Consider the following 19,516-nt stretch of genomic DNA (forward strand, 5'->3'; position numbering starts at 1 on the left):
CGCGAAGTCCATTTCAGAAAAGAGGTTGGCGCGTATGGCATTGGTCCCTATGGTCGTAGAACAGACCAACCGCGGCGAGCGGTCTTATGACATCTACTCGCGGTTGCTGAAGGACAGAATTATATTTCTGGGCAGTGCGATTGATGACGATGTCGCCAATCTCATCATGGCCCAACTGTTGTTCCTCGCCGCAGAAGACCCGGAGAAGGACATCCATCTTTACATTAATTCCCCTGGCGGTTCGGTCACGGCCGGCATGGGTATTTACGATACGATGCAGTATATCAAGCCTCCGGTTAGCACGATCTGCGTCGGCATGGCCGCGAGCATGGGATCGCTGCTGTTGACGGCGGGCGCCCCGGGCAAGCGCTTCGCCCTCCCCAACAGCGAGATCATGATCCACCAGCCGCTCGGCGGGGTGCGGGGGCAGGCTTCGGATATCAAGATTCACGCCGATTGGATCGTCAAGACCAAGGAGAAGCTGAACAAGATCTATGTGGAGCGTACCGGCCAGCCTTATGAGAAGATCGAACGGGACACCGACCGCGACAACTTCATGAGCGCTGACGAAGCCCAGGCTTACGGGCTCATCGACAAGGTCATCTCTTCTCCGACCAACGTATAAGGAGTGATTACATGTTTAAGTTCAACGACGAGAAGGGCCAGCTGAAGTGTTCCTTCTGCGGCAAGTCGCAGGATCAGGTTCGCAAGCTGGTAGCCGGACCGGGCGTCTATATATGCGACGAGTGTATCGAGTTATGCACGGAGATCGTCGAGGAGGAGCTCGGCCACGAGGAAGAGCTCGATCTCAAGGATATTCCGAAGCCGATCGAGATCCGCAACATTCTCGACCAATACGTCATCGGCCAGGAGCAGGCGAAGAAGTCGCTGTCCGTCGCCGTCTACAATCACTACAAGCGCATCAACTCCCAGAGCAAGATCGAGGACGTCGAGCTTCAGAAGAGCAACATCATGCTCGTAGGCCCTACGGGCTCGGGCAAGACGCTGCTCGCGCAGACGATGGCCAAGATCCTGAACGTTCCGTTCGCGATCGCGGACGCCACCTCCCTGACCGAGGCCGGCTACGTGGGCGAGGACGTCGAGAACATTCTGCTCAAGCTGATTCAGGCTGCCGACTATGACGTAGAAAAGGCCGAGCGCGGCATTATCTATATCGACGAGATCGACAAGGTGGCTCGCAAGTCCGAGAATCCGTCGATTACCCGCGACGTATCCGGCGAAGGCGTCCAGCAGGCGCTGTTGAAGATTCTCGAAGGCACCGTCGCATCCGTGCCTCCGCAGGGCGGACGCAAGCACCCGCACCAGGAGTTCATCCAGATCGATACGACGAACATTCTGTTCCTGTGCGGCGGCGCATTCGACGGTCTCGAGCAGCTCATTAAGCGCCGGATCGGCAAAAAGGTCATCGGCTTCAGCGCGGCGCTCGAAGGCCAGAAGGAGCTTAAGCCAGGCGAATATCTGTCTCTCGTGCAGCCCGAGGACCTGCTGAAGTTCGGCTTGATCCCCGAGTTCGTAGGTCGTCTGCCGGTTATCTCTTCCTTGGAGCCGCTCGACGAACCCGCTCTGGTGCGCATCTTGTCCGAGCCGAAGAACGCGCTGGTCAAGCAATACCAGAAGCTCCTCGAGATGGACAACGTCAAGCTCGATTTCGAGCAGGGCGCGCTTGAAGAGATCGCTCGCGAAGCGATCAAGCGCAACACGGGAGCCCGCGGTCTCCGCGCCATCATCGAAGGCATCATGCTCGAGGTGATGTACGAGGTGCCTTCCCGCGACGACGTCAACACCTGCGTCATTACGGAGAAGGTCGTGCGGGATAAGATCGCGCCCGAGCTGACGAACAAGAAAACCAAGAAAAAAGAAGAGAGCGCATAAGCGCCTCTATTCCGCTCAAGTTCCACCCCGCCCCCTCGCGTATGCCGTGCGGAGGCGGGGTGGACTTTGGCATATACGGGGAGAATGTTGATCATGTATTTGCGTACGGATACCGTGCCGGTCCGCGTCGGCAATCTGACGATCGGCGGCAACAATCAGGTCGTGCTGCAGAGCATGTGCACGACGAAGACTGCCGACGTCGCGGCCACGGTGGCGGAGATCAAGCGTCTCGAGGAAGCCGGCTGCCAGATCGTCCGCGTCACGGTGAACAATAAGGAAGCGGCCGAGGCGATCAAGGAGATCAAGAAGCAGATCAGCATTCCGCTCGTCGCCGACATTCACTTCGATTATAGGCTCGCGCTGCTGGCCATCGAGAACGGCATCGACAAGGTCCGGATCAATCCGGGCAACATCGGCCGCCGGGAGAAGGTAGAGGCCGTCGTCAAGGCATGCAAGGACAAAGGCATTCCGATCCGCATCGGCGTCAATGCCGGCTCGCTGGAGAACCACCTGCTCGAGAAATACGGCTACCCGACCGCCGACGCGATGGTGGAGAGCGCGTTATTTCATATCGGCATTCTCGAAGAGCTGGACTTTCACGACATCATCGTTTCTCTTAAAGCATCCGACGTTCCGATGGCGATCGAGGCCTATACCAAGGCGGCGGAAGTCATTAAATATCCGCTGCACCTGGGCATTACCGAGGCGGGCACGCTTTTCTCCGGTACGGTCAAGAGCGCGGCGGGACTCGGCGTGCTGCTGAACGCCGGCATCGGCAATACGATGCGCATCTCGCTCAGCGCCGACCCGGTCGAAGAGATCAAGGTCGCGCGCGAACTGCTCAAGACGTTCGGGCTGATCACGGACGCCCCTACGCTGATCTCCTGTCCGACGTGCGGGCGGCTGGACATCGACTTGTTCTCCGTGGCTAACGAGGTGGAGGAGTACCTGTCCAAGCTTAAGGTGCCGATTAAGGTATCCGTACTCGGATGCGCGGTCAACGGACCGGGCGAAGCGCGCGAAGCCGACATCGGAATCGCGGGCGCGCGCGGCGAAGGCATGCTGTTCCGTTACGGCGAGATGATCCGCAAGGTGCCGGAGGCCGAGCTCGTCGGCGAATTGAAGAAAGAGATCGACCACATCGCGGCCGTCTACAACGAGACGGGAGAGATTCCGGGGCGCAAGCAGCACCTGCCCAAGCCGGGCATCGCGGCCGGCGCCAGTATTTCTTGAATAAAGACACATACTTGCTAGCGCCCTCCCGATTGCGGGGAGGGCGCTGTTCGTTGTCGCATGCATATCCGGCGGTGTAACGTAACGCGCGAACGGGTAAAGAATAGAACGCGTCGCCCAATCGCCTCAACCGAAACGGAGGAATGCCGCATGACGAACATGACGACGAACGTGGATTTGAGAGCGTGCATCGAGACTTGCCTGGCCTGCGCGGAAGCGTGCAACGAATGCTACGACGCTTGTCTGCGAGAAGATGGGATCGACATGATGCGAGACTGCATCCGCCTGGACAGGGAGTGCGCGGACCTGTGCGCATTCGCGGCGCACGCCATGACGCTGCGCAGCAGTTATTACGCCGAGCTCTGCATGCTCTGCGCGGAAACGTGCCAGCTGTGCGGCGAGACCTGCGCGAAGCATGAGCACGAGCACTGCAAGCGATGCGCGGAGGCTTGCTTCAAATGCGCCGAGACCTGCTTGGCCATGGTCCAACGGCTGAGCATGCAGCAGAGGGCTGCGGCTGCCGTCTAATCGAATTACGCACTGCGGCGCGTTCGCGACAGAAGGTCCGGCTGCGCTTTTGTCCGTCGGGCGCCGTCCTTTGCCAACCTCATCCTCGCATGACTATATCCGTCTGCAAACGGGCAATACTATGAATTATGCTGCCAGCTTGCCTGTTGGATGGACATGGGGACCCACGACGCTAGTAGAGAGGATGAGGGATATGGCACTGGGCACCGTTTTGATGCTCGTTCAAGTTTTTTTTGCCGTCGTAATCGGGATTTACTTTTGGAATCTGCTCCGCAATCAGAAAACGAACAAGACGGCCGTCGACCGGGAGTCGCGCAAGGAGATGGACAAGCTGCGCAAGCTGAGATCCATCACGCTGACGAAGCCGCTCTCCGAAAAGACGCGACCCGTCTCGATGAACGATATCGTCGGACAACGCGAAGGGCTGCGCGCGATGAAGGCCGCGCTGTGCAGCGGCAATCCCCAGCATGTCATCGTGTACGGTCCCCCGGGCGTCGGCAAGACGGCCGCCGCGCGCGTCGTATTGGAGGAAGCCAAGAAAAATCCTTCGTCACCGTTCCGCCTCGAGGCGAGATTTACGGAGATCGACGCGACGACCGCCCGCTTCGACGAGCGCGGCATCGCCGACCCGCTGATCGGCTCCGTGCACGATCCGATCTACCAGGGCGCGGGCGCGATGGGCGTCGCCGGTATCCCGCAGCCCAAGCCGGGCGCGGTGACCAAGGCGCACGGCGGCATTCTGTTCATCGACGAGATCGGCGAGCTGCACCCGATCCAGATCAACAAGCTGCTGAAGGTGCTCGAGGACCGCAAGGTATTCCTGGAAAGCGCCTATTATCATGCGGAGGATCCGAACATTCCGCTCTACATTCATGACATCTTCCAAAACGGGCTGCCCGCGGACTTCAGGCTGGTCGGCGCCACGACTCGTTCGCCGAGCGAGCTGCCGCCCGCGCTGCGGAGCCGCTGCATGGAGATCTTCTTCAGGCCGCTGCTGCCCGGCGAGATCGGCGAGATCGCGCAGAACGCGATCGCGAAGCTCGGCATGCCGAGCGATCCCGAGGCGGTGGAAGTCGTCAAGCAATACGCGACCAACGGTCGCGAGGCCGTGAATATGATCCAACTGGCCGCAGGACTCGCGCTGTCGGAGAATCGCCAGCGAATCGCGGCGTCGGACCTCGAGTGGGTCGTGAACAGCAGCCAACTGCCTCCGCGTCCGGACCGCAAGGTGCCGGATCAGCCCGCGGTCGGCCTCGTCAACGGCCTGGCCGTGTTCGGTCCGAGCATGGGCACGCTGCTGGAGATCGAGGTCACTTCCATCCCGGCTGTTCCGGGCAAAGGCGTATATACGATCACGGGCGTCGTGGAGGAAGAAGAGATCGGCGGCGGTCAGCGCACGCTGCGCCGCAAGAGCATGGCGAAGGGCTCCGTCGAGAACGTGCTCACCGTCCTGCGGACCTTCGGCCTCAGGCCGGAGAATTACGATCTGCACATCAACTTTCCCGGCGGGACGCCGATCGACGGACCGTCCGCCGGCATCGCCATGGCCGTGGCGATCGCCTCGGCCATCACCGGCCAGCCTGTGGACAACAAGCTCGCGCTGACCGGCGAGATCAGTATTCACGGTCGGGTCAAGCCTGTCGGCGGCGTGCTGGCCAAGGTGGAGGCCGCCTTCCAATCGGGCGCGGACACCGTGCTGATTCCGAAGGAAAACTGGCAGGCCATCTTCGAAGGCCTGCAGGGCGTCAAGGTTATACCGGTCGAGACCGTGGAGGAAGTGTTCGTGCGCGTATTCGGCTCGGCTCCGCTGCGCTTGACGGGCGAGCTCGAGTCAGCCGAGCGGCCGCTGCCGGCCGACGGATACGCTGCGGCGGCTCCGTTGTCCATTCTGCACGCCGGCTCCCCCGCGTCGCAGGCGACGCCGGAAGGCGCCCGTCCACCGCTCCATGGGGATGGCAGACCCGCTCCCGGCGCCGGCATGTAGCTCCCGAACGCGGGTATCCGCGCCGTCCCACGGGGCGGCGCCCCTTGTTCGTCCGGCGTCATGCGGGCGATTCGCATCGTCGCTCTAGCTGCGCCGCCGTCACGTCATCGCGCCGTGCTGCGGCGCTCGCTTAAAGCATCGCCGCGTTATCGGCGCGGGCCGTTTTTTGCGGCGCGCAATTTCTTTTGATACAATGACTACAGGGTTCGCCGCAGGCTTCTGGCGACTCTAACCATACCGGGCCATGCCGTTACCGGCTAGGCTTGAGGAGGTGCCGTCCTTATGGCTTCGAACAAGACGAAAAGCCGTTCACTGCCCTTGCTCCCTCTACGCGGGCTGCTCGTCTACCCCAGCATGGTGCTGCATCTGGACGTAGGCCGCGAGAAGTCGATCAAGGCGCTCGAGCAATGCATGATCGACGATCACATGATCCTGCTCTGCTCGCAATCGGAGATCAATATCGAAGAACCGACGCAGGAGGACATCTACCGCGTCGGCACGATCGCCAAGGTCAGGCAGATGCTGAAGCTGCCGAACGGTACGATCCGCGTGCTAGTCGAAGGCGTCATCCGCGCCGAGATCGAGCAATATTTGCCCAATGACGGCTTCTACGAAGTCGTCGCCCGGGAACTCCCGGAGCCGGATTCGAACGATTCCGAACTGGATGCGCTCATGCGCGCGGTGCTGAGCCAGTTCGAGCATTATATCAATCTCTCCAAGAAGGTCACGCCCGAGACGCTCGCCGCCGTATCCGATATCGACGAGCCGGGACGCCTTGCCGACGTGATCACCAGCCACCTGTCGCTCAAGATCAAGGACAAGCAGGAGATTCTCGAGACGGTCGAAGTGCGCAGCCGGCTGGAGAAGCTCCTCGATTTCCTGAACAACGAGCGCGAGGTGCTGGAGCTGGAGCGCAAGATCAGCCAGCGCGTCAAGAAGCAGATGGAGAAGACGCAAAAGGAATACTACCTGCGCGAGCAGATGAAGGCGATCCAGAAGGAACTCGGCGAGAAGGAAGGCCGGGCCGGCGAGGTCGAGGAGCTGCGCGGACAGCTTGAAGAGAAGAAGCTTCCGGAGAAGATCGCGGCCAAAGTGGAAAAAGAAATCGACCGCCTCGAAAAGATGCCGGCCTCGTCCGCGGAGGGCGCCGTTATCCGCAATTATATCGAATGGCTGCTCGCCCTCCCGTGGAATAACTTCACGGAGGACCATCTGGATCTCTCGAAGGCCGAGCAGATTCTGGAGGAGGCGCATTCCGGCCTCGAAAAACCGAAGGAGCGCGTGCTGGAATATCTGGCCGTGCAGCAGCTCGTCAAGAAGCTCAAGGGGCCGATTCTCTGCCTCGTCGGGCCTCCGGGCGTCGGCAAAACCTCGCTCGGCCGCTCGATCGCCGCATCGCTGGGCCGCGAGTTCGTACGCATCTCGCTCGGCGGGGTACGCGACGAAGCCGAGATCCGCGGTCATCGCCGGACCTATGTCGGCGCGATGCCAGGCCGTATCATCCAGGGCATGCGCACGGCAGGCTCGATGAACCCGGTATTCCTGCTCGACGAGATCGACAAGATGGCGAGCGACTTCCGCGGGGATCCGTCGTCCGCGATGCTCGAGGTGCTCGATCCGGAGCAGAACGCCACGTTCAGCGACCACTACATCGAGACGCCGTTCGACCTGTCCAACGTCATGTTCGTGACGACGGCCAACGTCGCCCATCAGATCCCACGTCCGCTGCTCGACCGGATGGAGGTTCTCTACATCCCGGGCTACACGGAGCTGGAGAAGCTGGAGATCGCCAAGCGTCACCTGCTGCCCAAGCAGAAGCGCGATCACGGCCTCGAGGACGACCAGCTTCAGATCGAAGAAGACGTGCTGATGCAGCTCGTGCGCGGCTACACGCGCGAATCTGGCGTGCGCAATCTGGAGCAGCAGCTGGCCGCCATCTGCCGCAAGTCGGCGAAGATCCTCGTTGGCGACCCGGAGACCAAGTCCGTGGTCGTGGACGCGGCGAAGCTTAAGGAGTTCCTCGGCCCGTCCAAGTTCCGTTACGGCATGGCCGAGCTGGAGGACCAGATCGGCGCGGTCACGGGACTGGCTTGGACCGAGGTCGGCGGGGACACGCTCGTCATCGAGGTGACGGTGATGCCGGGCTCCGGCAAGCTGACGCTGACCGGCAAGCTGGGCGACGTCATGAAGGAATCGGCGCAGGCCGCGTTCAGCTACACGCGCAGCCGCTCGATCGCCCTCGGCATCGATCCGCAGTTCCACGAGAAAAACGACATTCACATTCATATTCCCGAAGGCGCCATCCCGAAGGACGGCCCATCGGCGGGCATCACGATCGCCACGGCGCTGATCTCGGCGCTGACGAACCGTCCGGTGAACCGCGAGGTCGCCATGACGGGCGAGATCACGCTCCGGGGACGGGTCTTGCCGATCGGCGGACTGAAGGAAAAGTCGCTCGCGGCTCACCGCGCGGGCATCAAGACGGTGCTCTTGCCCAAGGACAACGAGCGCGATCTTCGCGACATTCCGGACAGCGTGCGCAGCGAGATGACCTTCATCCCGGTCGCGCATATGGACGAAGTGCTCGAGCACGCGATGTCCACCAAGCTGAGCGACCTGCCCAGCGGCAACGAGCCGCTCGCGGCCGAAGTAACGCTGCCGCCGGAGAGCGGCAGGGAAGAGCTGCCCCCGATGGGGGCGCATTGACGGGAGTGTACCGTTTCATATGAAGATCAAGTCCAGCGAATTTATCATCAGCGCAGTAGGACCCAAGCAATATCCCGTTGACGGCTTGCCGGAGATCGCTCTGGCAGGCCGTTCCAACGTCGGCAAGTCTTCGCTGATCAACCGACTGCTGCTCCGGCGCAACCTGGCCCGCACCAGCTCGCAGCCCGGCAAGACCCAGCAGCTCAATTATTACAAGATTAATGAAGAGATGTACTTCGTGGACGTGCCGGGCTACGGCTATGCCAAGGTGTCCAAGTCCGAGCGCGAGGCCTGGGGCCGCATGATCGAGAACTATCTGCGCCAGCGCGAGGAGCTTCGTCTCGTCATCCAGCTGATGGATCTTCGGCATCCGCCTACCGCGCTCGATATTTCCATGTACGAGTGGCTGTCCCATTACGACATTCCGCTCTGCGTCGTCGGCACCAAAGCCGACAAACTCTCGCGCAATCAGGTGGCCAAGCACGGCCGGATCATGCGGGAGACGCTCGGCATGCCGAAGGGCGCGCCTCTCGTTTTGTTTTCATCGGAGACCGGAGAGGGTAGAGATGAGTTATGGCGCATAATCGCCCACGCTGCGGATATTCCCGTTGCTTCCCCTTCTGAATCGGAGCATGAACGGCAGGAAACCGAGGATAACGGTTAATTGTACGGCTCAATGCCGGGAGGAATCGATTTTTACGGCTTTTTTCGGCTAAATCGGGTTTTCTTCGGAAGATGAGATCGATCCGGATGTCGTATAATTAAGAAGGCAAGGAATCATCACCTTCGTGAACAAAATGGAATTGAGGAGATTTTTATGGCTAAGCGGGTAGCCACAGAGTATGTAAACGCCAGTCTGACATTGACAGAAGCCGAGATGCGAAGCCTAACCTCCCTATGCGGAACGCAGCAGCTGCGCCAGCAAGTTTTTGTGCTGGAGAACGGCAACCAAGAAATGGTTCTAGAAGACGAAGCTGGCGGCGAGACGATCCGTTTAACCTTTGAGCGTCACGGCGGCCGCTACCGTTGCTCTTTATCCTGCAGAGTCGTCCAGCCCGGTCTCACCGACGCGCTGCGCAAATTGGTGTCCTCGTTCAAGGGGGATGCCGTCGTCAATCGGATTTATCCCGGTTTTACGATGGTTTATCATTATTTAGGCGGCAAGGTCGTGCGCATCGTCGAGTGCAAGGAAGACGCGATCCGCACCGTATTCGAGCATACTAGCGCATTATCCGAGATGGAGTCCCGCTACAAGCTGTGCGCGGTCGAGGATGAGATCGCGATCGTCAGGAGAGCCGTCAACGAGCTGCTCGACCTGCGCAACGCGCGGACGGACGCGGCCGACATCGCGGAGATCGACGAGCGTCTGCGGCATCACAGCCGGCTGCTGTTCGCGCTTGAAGCTTAATCCTACTATACGAATCCCCTGAAGAACCTGCCTCCTCTGAAGGCGGGTTTTTTATTATTATGGTCTGCGCGTCCGTTGGGGCGAAAGTCGCTAAAAAAGTAGTTGCAATTCAACCCGATAGATGTTATTTTTAGTTTCGTTGACAAAACAATAGGAACCAGGATTCACTCAGGAATGGAATGCGATTGTTCTGCAGATTCCCTCGAGAAGTGAATGACGTAGGTCCTAGCGGATGAAATCAGCTTCACATTTTATTCCTAGGAAGGGGGAACCGAACAGTGGAATACTCTACTTTCGGACGGCACGTTGCGGTTGATACCTGGGGGGTCGATTTCGATCTTCTGAACAGCGCTGAACTTCTCCAATCGCACATGGTGGAGGCAGCCGAAGCTTGCGGAGCAACCGTTCTCTCGGTTCAAGCCAAACAATTCGAGCCGCAGGGCGCGACGGTTCTCGTTATGCTGTCGGAGAGCCATCTCTCCATTCACACGTATCCTGAGCGGGGTTTTGCCGCGATCGACTGCTACACTTGCGGCGAGACGGTCGATCCGCAGCTCGCGATCGACTACATGGTCAATGTACTGAAGCCTAAGAGCACTTACGCCAAGAAGCTCATTCGCGGCGTCGGCGAGATGCAGGTCGAAGAACCGGCTATCAAGCAAGCCGAATTGGTGTAAGAGTAGTAGAGCGACTAACAGACGACGATCAAGCATGTTAGCCATGGGGCCGTGACCCCATGGCTTTTTAAATGCAATCGCACGAGTCCGCGGCGAGAATAGAATATGGAATTAACGTCGACAATAGGCAGTATCCGAATCGACGGGATGTCGCAAAATCTTCATCAAATCTTCAAGGCCGGCACGCCAGGCTGTGCTATAATATATGCTAGTTAGCGGACAGGCCGGGCGCGCTTGTTCCCACGTATGAAGCGTCATGACCTCAGGAAAGGCAGGTGAAGTCCCGTGCATCTGATCGTCGTCGGTTTGAATTACAAGACGGCCCCGGTAGAAGTCCGGGAACGCTTCGCGATTCCGGACGAGGAATTGCCGCTGGCGCTCGATGCCCTGAAGGCCACAACGGGCATTCTGGAATGCGTCGTCGTCGCGACCTGCAACCGCACCGAACTGTACGCGGTGGTCGACCGCCACACGCTGTGCGGACATTATATCAGAACCTTTATGGAGCAGTGGTTTAATCTGCCCCGCGAGATGTTTAACCGGCATCTGTACATGTACGAGGACGACCTGGCTAACCGTCACCTGTTCCGCGTCGCCTGCGGCCTCGATTCGATGGTCATCGGCGAGACGCAGATTCTCGGACAGGTGCGGGACGCCTTCTTCCTCGCTCGCGACCGCAAGGCGACGGGCACGCTGCTGAACAGGCTGTTCCAGCAAGCGATCACGGTCGCCAAGCGCGCGCATACCGAGACGTCGATCGGAGAGAGCGCCGTCTCGGTCAGCTATGCCGCGGTCGAACTGGGCAAGCGGATCTTCGGCCGCTTCGACGACAAGAAGGTCATGATCCTCGGCGCGGGCAAGATGAGCGAGCTTACGGCCCAGCATCTGACCGCTGGCGGCGCGAAGGAAGTCTACGTCGTGAACCGCACGCTGTCGCGCGCCGAAGAGCTCGCAGGCAAGATGGGCGGCAAGGCGATGGCGATGGACGAGGCGCTGCACCGGCTGGGCGAGGCGGACATCGTCATCAGCAGCACGGGCGCGCAGCGCTTCGTTCTGGACCGGGGCGTCGTGGAGCGGGCGATGAAGAGCCGCAAGAAGAGGCCGCTCTTTCTGATCGATATCGCGGTCCCGCGAGACATCGATCCCGCATGCGGCGATCTCCCGGGCGTCTACCTGTACGACATCGACGATCTCGAGGGGATCGTGGAGAGCAACCTGGAAAAGCGCAGGCAGGAGACGGCGGCGATCGACGTCATGATCGACGCCGAGATCGAGTCCTACCGGCAGTGGTACGCGACCTTGGGCGTCAGCCCGCTCATCCGCGGGCTGCAGGAGAAGGCTGCAACCATCCACGAGGAGACGTTGGACAGCTTGCTGCGCAAGCTGCCCGAGCTCGACGAGCGGCAGGTCAAGGTGATCCGCAAGCTGACCAAGAGCATGGTGACCCAGATGATTCACGACCCGATCTTGCGGGTCAAGGAACTGGCCGCCGAGAAGCGCAGCGAAGCTTCGCTCGACCTGTTCGTACAGCTTTTTGCGCTCGAAGAAGAAGTCGCGCGACTCAAGAGCGAGGCGAAGGAAGCGGAGAAGGCGCGCGTAGCGGGCCAAGCCGCCGCGGCTGCTAGCGCGACGGCGACCGACAAGCAAGCCGCAGCCGCCGAGCCTCAGTCGTTCCTGGCCCAGCTGGCCGGCGCGCTGCGCTGACCGGAACGCCGGCCTGGCCGGATTCGAGAGAAGCCGGAGGCGGTGCTGCATGTTAACGAACAATTGGCTGACGGATGCCATTATGTATATTTACGCCCTGAGTCTGCTGTTTTTCGTATCGGATGCCGCCTACGGCAACCGAAACGGGAGACGGATCGGCACAGGGCTGCTTGTATTTGTCTGGGTGCTGCAGACGGGCTTTCTCGTCGACCTGCTCGTCCGCCGTTTTGCGGTTCCCGAGGTGACGCTGCACGATTACGTCTTTTTCGTCTCGTGGCTGCTAGTCTCCGTCTCGTTCGCCGTGAACCGGATCGTGCGCGCGGAGCTGCTCGTCCTGCTCGTGAACGTCGTTGGGTTCGCCGTGCTCGGACTTAACTTGATGGAGCGACCCGGACAAGAGATCTCCCTTGCCCCCTCAGAGGTGGCGAGACGGCTGCTCGTCCTTCACGTCAGCCTGATTACCGTGGCCTTCGCCCTGCTTACCGTTTCCGCCGTGTGCGGCGCTATGTATCTATTTCTAAGCTATCGGCTGAAAAAGAAGAAATGGGGCAGCGTGATGAACCGGATGCCCAGTCTCGAGGCGATCGACCGATACGCGTTTCGTTCGGGACTGTTCGGCGTGCCTCTGCTGCTGCTCGCGCTGTCCACGGGAACGGCCGCATTGCTCGTCGACGGCCATTACGCCAAGCTGCTGGACGAGAAGGTACTGCTGTCGTTCGTGGCGGGCGCCGTTTATATCTTCTACTTGCTAAGGCGATGGATCGGCAAGGACGACGCGAGACGGTGCGCGACTTGGAATTTGGTCGGATACGTCCTGCTGGTCCTCGATTTTTTCGCGAATTCGCTCTCTTCCTTTCACCGCTGGCTATAAAAAGGAGGATTCGGCATGCAGCGCTATTACCCGATCCTAGTATCCATTGAAAATAAGCGATGCGTCGTCGTGGGGGGCGGCGCGGTCGGGGAGCGCAGAACGGGCGGTCTGCTGGAGGCGGGAGCGGACGTGCTGCTCGTATGTCCGGACATCGCGTCGTCCCGGTTGAGAGAATGGAAGGAGGCCGGCGCGATCCGTCATCTCCCTAAGCTCTTCTCTCCGGAGGATCTGGAGGGGGCGTCGCTTGTCATCGCGGCGACCGGCTCCGGCGAGCTGAACGGCTGGATCTGCGACGAGGCGAAGCGAAGGGGCATTCAGGCCAACTCCGCCTCCGACGCCACCCGGGGCAGCTTCATCGTGCCGGCCGTGGTGCGGCGCGGCGGACTGGTCATGTCCGTCAGCGCCTCGGGGGCGGGACCGGCGCTGTCGGCGCGGATCGCGGCGGAGCTGCGGTCGCGGTACGGGCCGGAATATGCGAACCTGACGGCTGTTCTGGGCGCAGTCCGCGAACGGGTATTGGCTGCGGTAAGCGAAGCCCCCGAGCGCCGAAAACTGCTGCGCGCGGCGGTCTCCGACCGAGCCGTCGCCGTATGGCTCTCGATGGGAACGCTGCCGGAGACTGAGGAATTGGTGGCCATGCTTAAGGAATGGGCGGATAGCCGGTGAGCGGCCGCCTACGCCGCGGCCGCGAAGCTTGGGCGAAGGGCATGGATATGAGACAATATCGGTAGGAAAAGCGAGATGCGCGTTACAGACCAGAAAGAGAATCCGGGGAGTGTTGCTGCAAATGCGGACGATAAAGGTTGGAACAAGACAGAGCGCGCTGGCGATGACGCAGAGCGGCCAGACGATCGATTCGCTCAAGGCGCTCGCCGCCGAGGCCGGGCTGCCGTTCGGATTCGAGGTGGTGCCGATCGTGACGCGGGGCGATCGCATACTCGACGTGACGCTCTCGAAGGTCGGGGGCAAAGGGCTGTTCGTCAAGGAGATCGAGGAAGCGTTGCTCGGCGGCGAGATCGATATCGCGATCCACAGCATGAAGGATATGCCGTTCGAGCTGCCGGAGGGACTTATGATCGGCTGCGTGCCGCCGCGCGAAGACCCGCGGGACGCGCTCGTGAATTTGAACGCCAACACGCTGGCCGATCTTCCGCCCGGCGCGCGGATCGGCACGAGCAGCCTTCGCCGGGCGGCGCAGCTGCAGGCTAGGCGACCCGATTTTCGGATCGAATCGCTCCGGGGCAACATCGACACCAGGCTCCGCAAGCTGGAGACCGAGGGGCTCGACGCGATCGTGCTGGCCGCGGCCGGACTGACGCGGATGGGATGGAGCGACCGCATCACGGCTTATATCGAGCCGGAGGACTGCTTGCCCGCCGTCGGACAAGGCGCGCTCGCGATCGAGTGCCGGATGGCGGACGAGGAGGTGCTGGGGCTGCTGGCAAGGCTGAACGATACGGCTGCCGAGCGCGCTGTGGCTGCCGAACGGGTATTCCTGGGGCTGCTGAACGGCGGCTGCCAGGTGCCGATCGGGGCGTACGCGACCGCAGGGTCCGCGGCGCCGGATGCCGTTATCTTCATGACCGGCATGGTGGCCGCGCCGGACGGCAGGCAGGTCCTGAAGGCGACTGCATCCGGCAGCGATCCGGCGGACGTGGGCAGGCAGGTGGCCGAAGCGCTGCTCGCGAAGGGCGCGGACAAGCTGCTCGCGGAGGCGAGGGAATAGCATGGCGCAGGGCAGAGTTTATCTGGTCGGCGCCGGTCCCGGCGATCCGAAGCTCATCACCGTGCGCGGCCTCAAGGCGCTCCGCCGCTGCGACGTCGTCGTATACGACCGTCTCGCGGGACCGCAGCTGCTGCAGGAGATGCGGCCGGGCGCGGAGCGGATCTACGTCGGCAAGCGCCCGGACCGCCATACGATGAAGCAGGAAGAGATCAACCGGCTGCTGCTGGACTTGGCGCTCTCGGGCAAGATCGTCTGCAGGCTCAAAGGCGGCGACCCGACGGTATTCGGCCGGGTGGGCGAAGAAGCCGAGCTGCTGCGGCAGCACGGCGTTCCGTACGAGATCGTCCCGGGCATCACGTCGGCGATCGCGGTGCCCGCCTATGCGGGCATTCCGGTGACGCACCGCGACCTGGCGTCCTCCTTTTCGATCGTGACCGGCCACGAGAGCCCGGACAAGCTGGACCGCATGATCCAATGGGACAAAGTGACGAACGCAACGGGCACGCTGCTGTTTCTCATGGGCGTCGCTAAGATAGGTTATATTAGCGAGCAGCTCATGCAGCATGGACGATCGGCGGATACGCCCGTGGCGCTCGTCAGGTGGGGGACGCGCGCGGAGCAGGAAACGCTGACGGGGACGCTCGGCGACATCGAGGAAAAAGTGCGTCTGGCGAACTTCCAGCCGCCGGCGGTCATCGTCGTCGGCGAAGTGGTCCGGCAGCGGGAGTCGTTGAAGTGGATCGAGTCCAAGCCGCTGTTCGGCTGGCGCGTCCTCGTGACGCGCGCCAGGTCCCAGGCCAGCGAGCTGGCCGAGCGAATCGACGATTTAGGCGGAGAGCCGTATGTTTTTCCCGTCATCGATACGGTTCGCCAGTCCGATCCGGCCGAGGCGGAGCGGATCAAGGCCGCGCTGCTGGAGGCGGACCGTTATGACTGGGTCATTTTGACCAGCGCGGCCGGCGTCGAGCACTTTTTCTCATGGCTGGCGGAGACGCGCGTCGATATTCGCCGCTTCGCCCGGGCGCGCTTCGCCGCCGTCGGTCCCAAGACATCCGACGCGCTAGCTGCTCGCGGCATCGTGCCGGACGTGATCCCCTCCGAATATCAGGCGGAGGGTTTGCTCGAGAGTCTGGCGGACAAGCTGGCGCCCGGACAGCGCGCGCTGCTGCCCAGAGGCGATCTGGCCCGCGAGCTGCTGCCGGACGAGCTTGCGAGAGCGGGCGTCGAGTGCGTCGAGCTCGACGTCTACGAGAACCGCCTGGTCGTTCCGGAGGAAGACCTGCTGGCGGAGATGCTGCGCGACGGAGAGATTCATGCGGTGACCTTCACGAGCTCGTCGACGGTCGTGAATCTGCTCAAAGCCTTGCGCCGTCTCGGCGTTGAGCAGCCCGCCGAACTGCTGGCCGGATGCGTCATCGCCTGCATCGGGCCGATCACCGCGCGCACGGCCGAGGCGCACGGTCTGCGCGTAACGCTGACCGCCGAGACCTCGACGATCGAAGGGCTGCTGGCGGCGATGCTGAAGCATCGGGCGCCGGATACGATACTTGAAGAAGAAAGGTTCTGATTCGATTGACTCATTCCATCGCTCGCCACCGCCGACTGCGGCGGACGGCAGGCATTCGCAATCTGGTAAGAGAAACGCATCTGCACGTGCACGACCTGATCATGCCGATCTTCGTCGCCCATGGCGATAACATCAAGGCCGAAATCTCCTCGATGCCGGGCGTCTACAATCTGTCGCTCGACCGTCTGGACGCCGAGATCGAAGAGATCGTCTCGCTCGGCATTCAGGCCGTGCTGCTGTTCGGCATTCCGGCGACCAAGGACAGCGTCGGCACCGGCGCCTATGCGGACGACGGCATCGTGCAGCAAGCTACACGTCGGATCAAGGCGTTGGCGCCCGATCTGGTCGTGATCGCGGATACATGCCTCTGCGAGTTCACGGATCACGGTCACTGCGGCGTGGTGCACGAGGGCGACTGCGGGGCGGTCGTGGACAACGACGAATCGCTGGAGCTGCTCGTGCGCGCCGCCGTCTCGCAGGCGCGCGCCGGAGCGGACATTATCGCGCCATCGAACATGATGGACGGCTTCGTGGGCGCCATCCGGCGCGGTCTCGACGAAGCCGTATTCGTCGAGGTTCCGATCATGTCCTACGCGGTCAAGTATTCCTCGGCTTATTATGGTCCGTTCCGCGAGGCGGCGCAGTCCGCGCCCAAGTTCGGCGACCGCAAGACCTACCAGATGGACGCCGCCAACGCGCGCGAGGCGCTGCGCGAGGCGGAGACGGACGTGCGCGAAGGCGCCGACATGCTGATGGTCAAGCCGGGTCTGGCGTACCTGGATATCGTGAGGCTGCTCAAGGATCGCTACGACCTGCCGCTCGTCGTGTATAACGTGAGCGCCGAATACGCGATGGTGAAGGCGGCGGCGATGCAAGGCTGGATCGACGAGCGCGCGATCGTGCTGGAGACGCTGACCGGCATGAAGCGCGCCGGCGCGGACCTGATCATCACGTACCATGCGAAGGATGCGGTGCGGTGGATGAACGGGGGATAAGGCAGGGGATGAGCGGATAATGGCAGGGCGAGCCGATATTCGGTTCGCCTGTCCGCATTAGCCCCGCAGCTTGGTCAGGTTAAGCGTGTACTGGTTCATGCCGAACGCCAGCACGCCCTTTTGCTCCAGCTCGCGGAGAACCTCGGACAGGATCTGCTTGGACACGCCGGCCATCTGCGCGAGCTCGTCGTAGTTAAGGGCAAGATGGATGCGGATAAAGATGCCGTCCCGCTTGCCGTGCTGGTTGGCGAGGTTGATCAGGTTCTTCAGCACGCGCGTGCGGTCGTCGAGGAAGGTCAGGTCGTTGACATGCTCGTTGGTCTGCCTGAGCCTGCGGCTGAGCTCGGTCAGTATGCCTTTCGTGATGTCGAAGTGCGTCTCCAGCAGGCGCATGAACTCGTCGCTCGAGATCTCGAGCACGAGCGCGGGCTCGAGCGTGCGGGCGGACGCCGATCGCGGCAGTCCGTCGAGCAGGGACAGCTCGCCGAAGCTGTCGCCCGCGGCTACGACGGACAGTACCTTCTCGTCGCCGGCCGCGCTGCGGGTGAAGAGCTTGATCGAACCGCTGAGCACGACGTAGAAGATATTGCCCGGATCCTTTTCCTGAAAAAGAATGCTGCCCGCAGGCAAGCTGCGCCGGTGGGCAATGCGCAATATATGCTCAAGCTGAGCGTCGCTGAGTTTATCGAACAAGGACACCTTTTTGAGCCATTGAATCATGACGAAGCCTCCAGTACCGCGGATGATGCTTCAGTTTACCATAGACTTTTCCAATTCAGATAGTGGGGGGCGTGTCAAAAATGAGCGAATCGCGTCAGATCCGCACGGATTCCAAGTCCAAGGCCGCGTTCGAACGGGCCAAGCGCTCGATTCCCGGCGGCGTCAACAGCCCGGTGCGGGCATTCAAGTCGGTCGGGCTGACGCCCGTCGTCATCGAGCGCGGCCAAGGCAGCCGCATTACCGACATCGACGGTCAGACCTATATCGATTATGTATTGTCCTGGGGTCCTCTGATCGCAGGCCATGCCCATCCCGAGGTCGTGGAGGCGATCCAACGAACGGCGGAAAAGGGCACGAGCTTCGGCGCGCCGACCGAGCTGGAGACGGAAATGGCCGAGCTCGTATGCGCGCGGGTGCCTTCGATCGAGGTCGTCCGCATGGTCAATTCCGGCACGGAGGCGACGATGAGCGCCATCCGGCTCGCGCGCGGCTACACCGGGCGCAGCCGGATCCTGAAGTTCGAGGGCTCGTACCACGGGCACGCAGACAGCCTCCTGATCAAGGCGGGCTCGGGCGTGGCGACGCTAGGGTTGCCCGATAGCCCGGGCGTCCCCGAGAGCATCGCGGCGCATACGATCACGGTGCCGTACAACGACCTGGCGTCGGTCAAGCTCGCGTTCGAGCGCTACGGCGAAGAGATCGCCGCGGTCATCGTGGAGCCGGTCGCCGGCAACATGGGCGTCGTGCCTCCGCTGCCGGGCTTCCTGCAGGGTCTGAGGGATCTCACGAAGCAGTATGACAGCCTGCTCATTTTCGACGAGGTCATGACGGGTTTCCGCGTGCACTTGAACTGTGCGCAGGGTCTCTACGGCATCGCGCCAGATCTGACCTGTCTCGGCAAGGTCATCGGCGGCGGCCTGCCCGTAGGCGCTTACGGCGGACGGCGGGAGCTCATGGAGCGGATGGCGCCGGTCGGCCCCATCTACCAAGCGGGCACGCTGTCGGGCAACCCGCTCGCGATGGCCGCGGGTCTGGCTACGCTCAAGCTGCTCGACGATGCCGCCTATCAGCGCCTCGAACGGCTGGCGATGCGCCTGCAGGCGGGTCTGGCGGCGAACGCCGCCGAGTACGGCATCGCGATGACGATCAACCGCGTCGGATCGATGGTCTGCCCGTTCCTCACGGACGCGCAAGTCATTAACTTCGAGACGGCCAAGCTCGCCAACACGGAGCGATTCCGGACGCTATTCGGCCGCATGCTCGATCAGGGCGTCAACCTGCCGCCTTCGCAGTTCGAAGGCTGGTTCCTGTCCACCGCGCACACGGAAGACGACATCGACGAGACGATCGCGGCGCATCGCGCGGCGCTCGGCAAGTTCTAGGCCTCCGCACGCACAAGTCCATAGGCATGCCCACCTTTTTGAAGCATATAGATAGATAGGGAGTGCAGCCTGCCTCCGGGCGTTCCGGCAGCCGGGGAAGCGGGGACTCTATGCCGAGAGGG

Annotated in this window: 17 protein-coding genes; 16 read left to right on the plus strand and 1 reads right to left on the minus strand. The window is 61.8% G+C overall.

Translation table 11 applies throughout. The annotated features are described in order from the left end of the window. Positions 1-34 precede the first annotated feature (34 nt). The 15 genes from clpP (at position 35) to hemB (ending at position 17,292) form a co-directional block, all read left to right on the plus strand. Positions 35-625, plus strand: coding sequence for an ATP-dependent Clp endopeptidase proteolytic subunit ClpP (clpP, locus tag PQG80_RS17945; RefSeq protein ID WP_271752810.1), 591 nt, complete (start codon positions 35-37; stop codon positions 623-625). 11 nt (positions 626-636) lie between these two features. Beyond that, positions 637-1,893: an ATP-dependent protease ATP-binding subunit ClpX gene (clpX, locus tag PQG80_RS17950; protein WP_271752811.1), complete on the plus strand. Its 1,257-nt coding sequence runs from the start codon at positions 637-639 to the stop codon at positions 1,891-1,893. 93 nt (positions 1,894-1,986) lie between these two features. Further along, positions 1,987-3,126 carry a flavodoxin-dependent (E)-4-hydroxy-3-methylbut-2-enyl-diphosphate synthase gene (ispG, locus tag PQG80_RS17955; protein WP_271752812.1) on the plus strand — a complete coding sequence of 380 codons (1,140 nt, stop codon included), beginning with the start codon at positions 1,987-1,989 and terminating at the stop codon, positions 3,124-3,126. A 150-nt stretch (positions 3,127-3,276) separates the two neighbouring features. After that, positions 3,277-3,654: a four-helix bundle copper-binding protein gene (locus PQG80_RS17960; protein ID WP_271752813.1), complete on the plus strand. Its 378-nt coding sequence runs from the start codon at positions 3,277-3,279 to the stop codon at positions 3,652-3,654. A gap of 193 nt (positions 3,655-3,847) precedes the next feature. Further along, entirely contained in the window at positions 3,848-5,638 is a 1,791-nt protein-coding gene (gene lonB, locus PQG80_RS17965; RefSeq protein WP_271752814.1) for an ATP-dependent protease LonB, read from the plus strand. Between the two features lie 282 nt (positions 5,639-5,920). After that, positions 5,921-8,344 (plus strand): endopeptidase La, encoded by a 2,424-nt coding sequence (lon, locus tag PQG80_RS17970; protein WP_271752815.1) that lies wholly within the window; start codon positions 5,921-5,923, stop codon positions 8,342-8,344. A gap of 19 nt (positions 8,345-8,363) precedes the next feature. Next, complete coding sequence (yihA, locus tag PQG80_RS17975) at positions 8,364-9,008, plus strand: ribosome biogenesis GTP-binding protein YihA/YsxC (RefSeq protein ID WP_271752816.1); 645 nt, start codon at positions 8,364-8,366, stop codon at positions 9,006-9,008. Positions 9,009-9,161: 153 nt separating this feature from the next. Then, positions 9,162-9,752 (plus strand): non-ribosomal peptide synthetase module, encoded by a 591-nt coding sequence (locus PQG80_RS17980; RefSeq protein ID WP_271752817.1) that lies wholly within the window; start codon positions 9,162-9,164, stop codon positions 9,750-9,752. Between the two features lie 278 nt (positions 9,753-10,030). After that, positions 10,031-10,429: an adenosylmethionine decarboxylase gene (gene speD / locus PQG80_RS17985; protein ID WP_271752818.1), complete on the plus strand. Its 399-nt coding sequence runs from the start codon at positions 10,031-10,033 to the stop codon at positions 10,427-10,429. A gap of 285 nt (positions 10,430-10,714) precedes the next feature. Beyond that, on the plus strand, positions 10,715-12,133 hold the full coding sequence (gene hemA / locus PQG80_RS17990) for a glutamyl-tRNA reductase (protein ID WP_271752819.1): 1,419 nt from the start codon (positions 10,715-10,717) through the stop codon (positions 12,131-12,133). 49 nt (positions 12,134-12,182) lie between these two features. Further along, complete coding sequence (gene ccsA / locus PQG80_RS17995) at positions 12,183-13,004, plus strand: cytochrome c biogenesis protein CcsA (protein ID WP_271752820.1); 822 nt, start codon at positions 12,183-12,185, stop codon at positions 13,002-13,004. Between the two features lie 15 nt (positions 13,005-13,019). Then, positions 13,020-13,670, plus strand: coding sequence for a precorrin-2 dehydrogenase/sirohydrochlorin ferrochelatase family protein (locus PQG80_RS18000; RefSeq protein WP_271752821.1), 651 nt, complete (start codon positions 13,020-13,022; stop codon positions 13,668-13,670). Positions 13,671-13,791: 121 nt separating this feature from the next. After that, the gene (gene hemC, locus PQG80_RS18005) at positions 13,792-14,730 is read left to right on the plus strand and encodes a hydroxymethylbilane synthase (protein ID WP_271752822.1); all 939 of its coding nucleotides are present in this window, start codon (positions 13,792-13,794) and stop codon (positions 14,728-14,730) included. 1 nt (position 14,731) lies between these two features. Continuing rightward, positions 14,732-16,297: a uroporphyrinogen-III C-methyltransferase gene (cobA, locus tag PQG80_RS18010; RefSeq protein WP_271752823.1), complete on the plus strand. Its 1,566-nt coding sequence runs from the start codon at positions 14,732-14,734 to the stop codon at positions 16,295-16,297. Between the two features lie 5 nt (positions 16,298-16,302). Next, entirely contained in the window at positions 16,303-17,292 is a 990-nt protein-coding gene (gene hemB, locus PQG80_RS18015) for a porphobilinogen synthase (protein WP_271752824.1), read from the plus strand. Positions 17,293-17,349: 57 nt separating this feature from the next. Here hemB and PQG80_RS18020 read toward each other — a convergent pair whose 3' ends face one another. Then, entirely contained in the window at positions 17,350-18,012 is a 663-nt protein-coding gene (locus PQG80_RS18020) for a Crp/Fnr family transcriptional regulator (protein ID WP_271752825.1), read from the minus strand. An 80-nt stretch (positions 18,013-18,092) separates the two neighbouring features. Between PQG80_RS18020 and hemL the strand changes: the two genes are divergently transcribed. Continuing rightward, positions 18,093-19,394, plus strand: coding sequence for a glutamate-1-semialdehyde 2,1-aminomutase (gene hemL, locus PQG80_RS18025; RefSeq protein WP_271752826.1), 1,302 nt, complete (start codon positions 18,093-18,095; stop codon positions 19,392-19,394). Positions 19,395-19,516 lie beyond the last annotated feature (122 nt).

This window comes from Cohnella rhizoplanae, from assembly GCF_948329515.1.
Taxonomy (GTDB): domain Bacteria; phylum Bacillota; class Bacilli; order Paenibacillales; family Paenibacillaceae; genus Cohnella; species Cohnella rhizoplanae.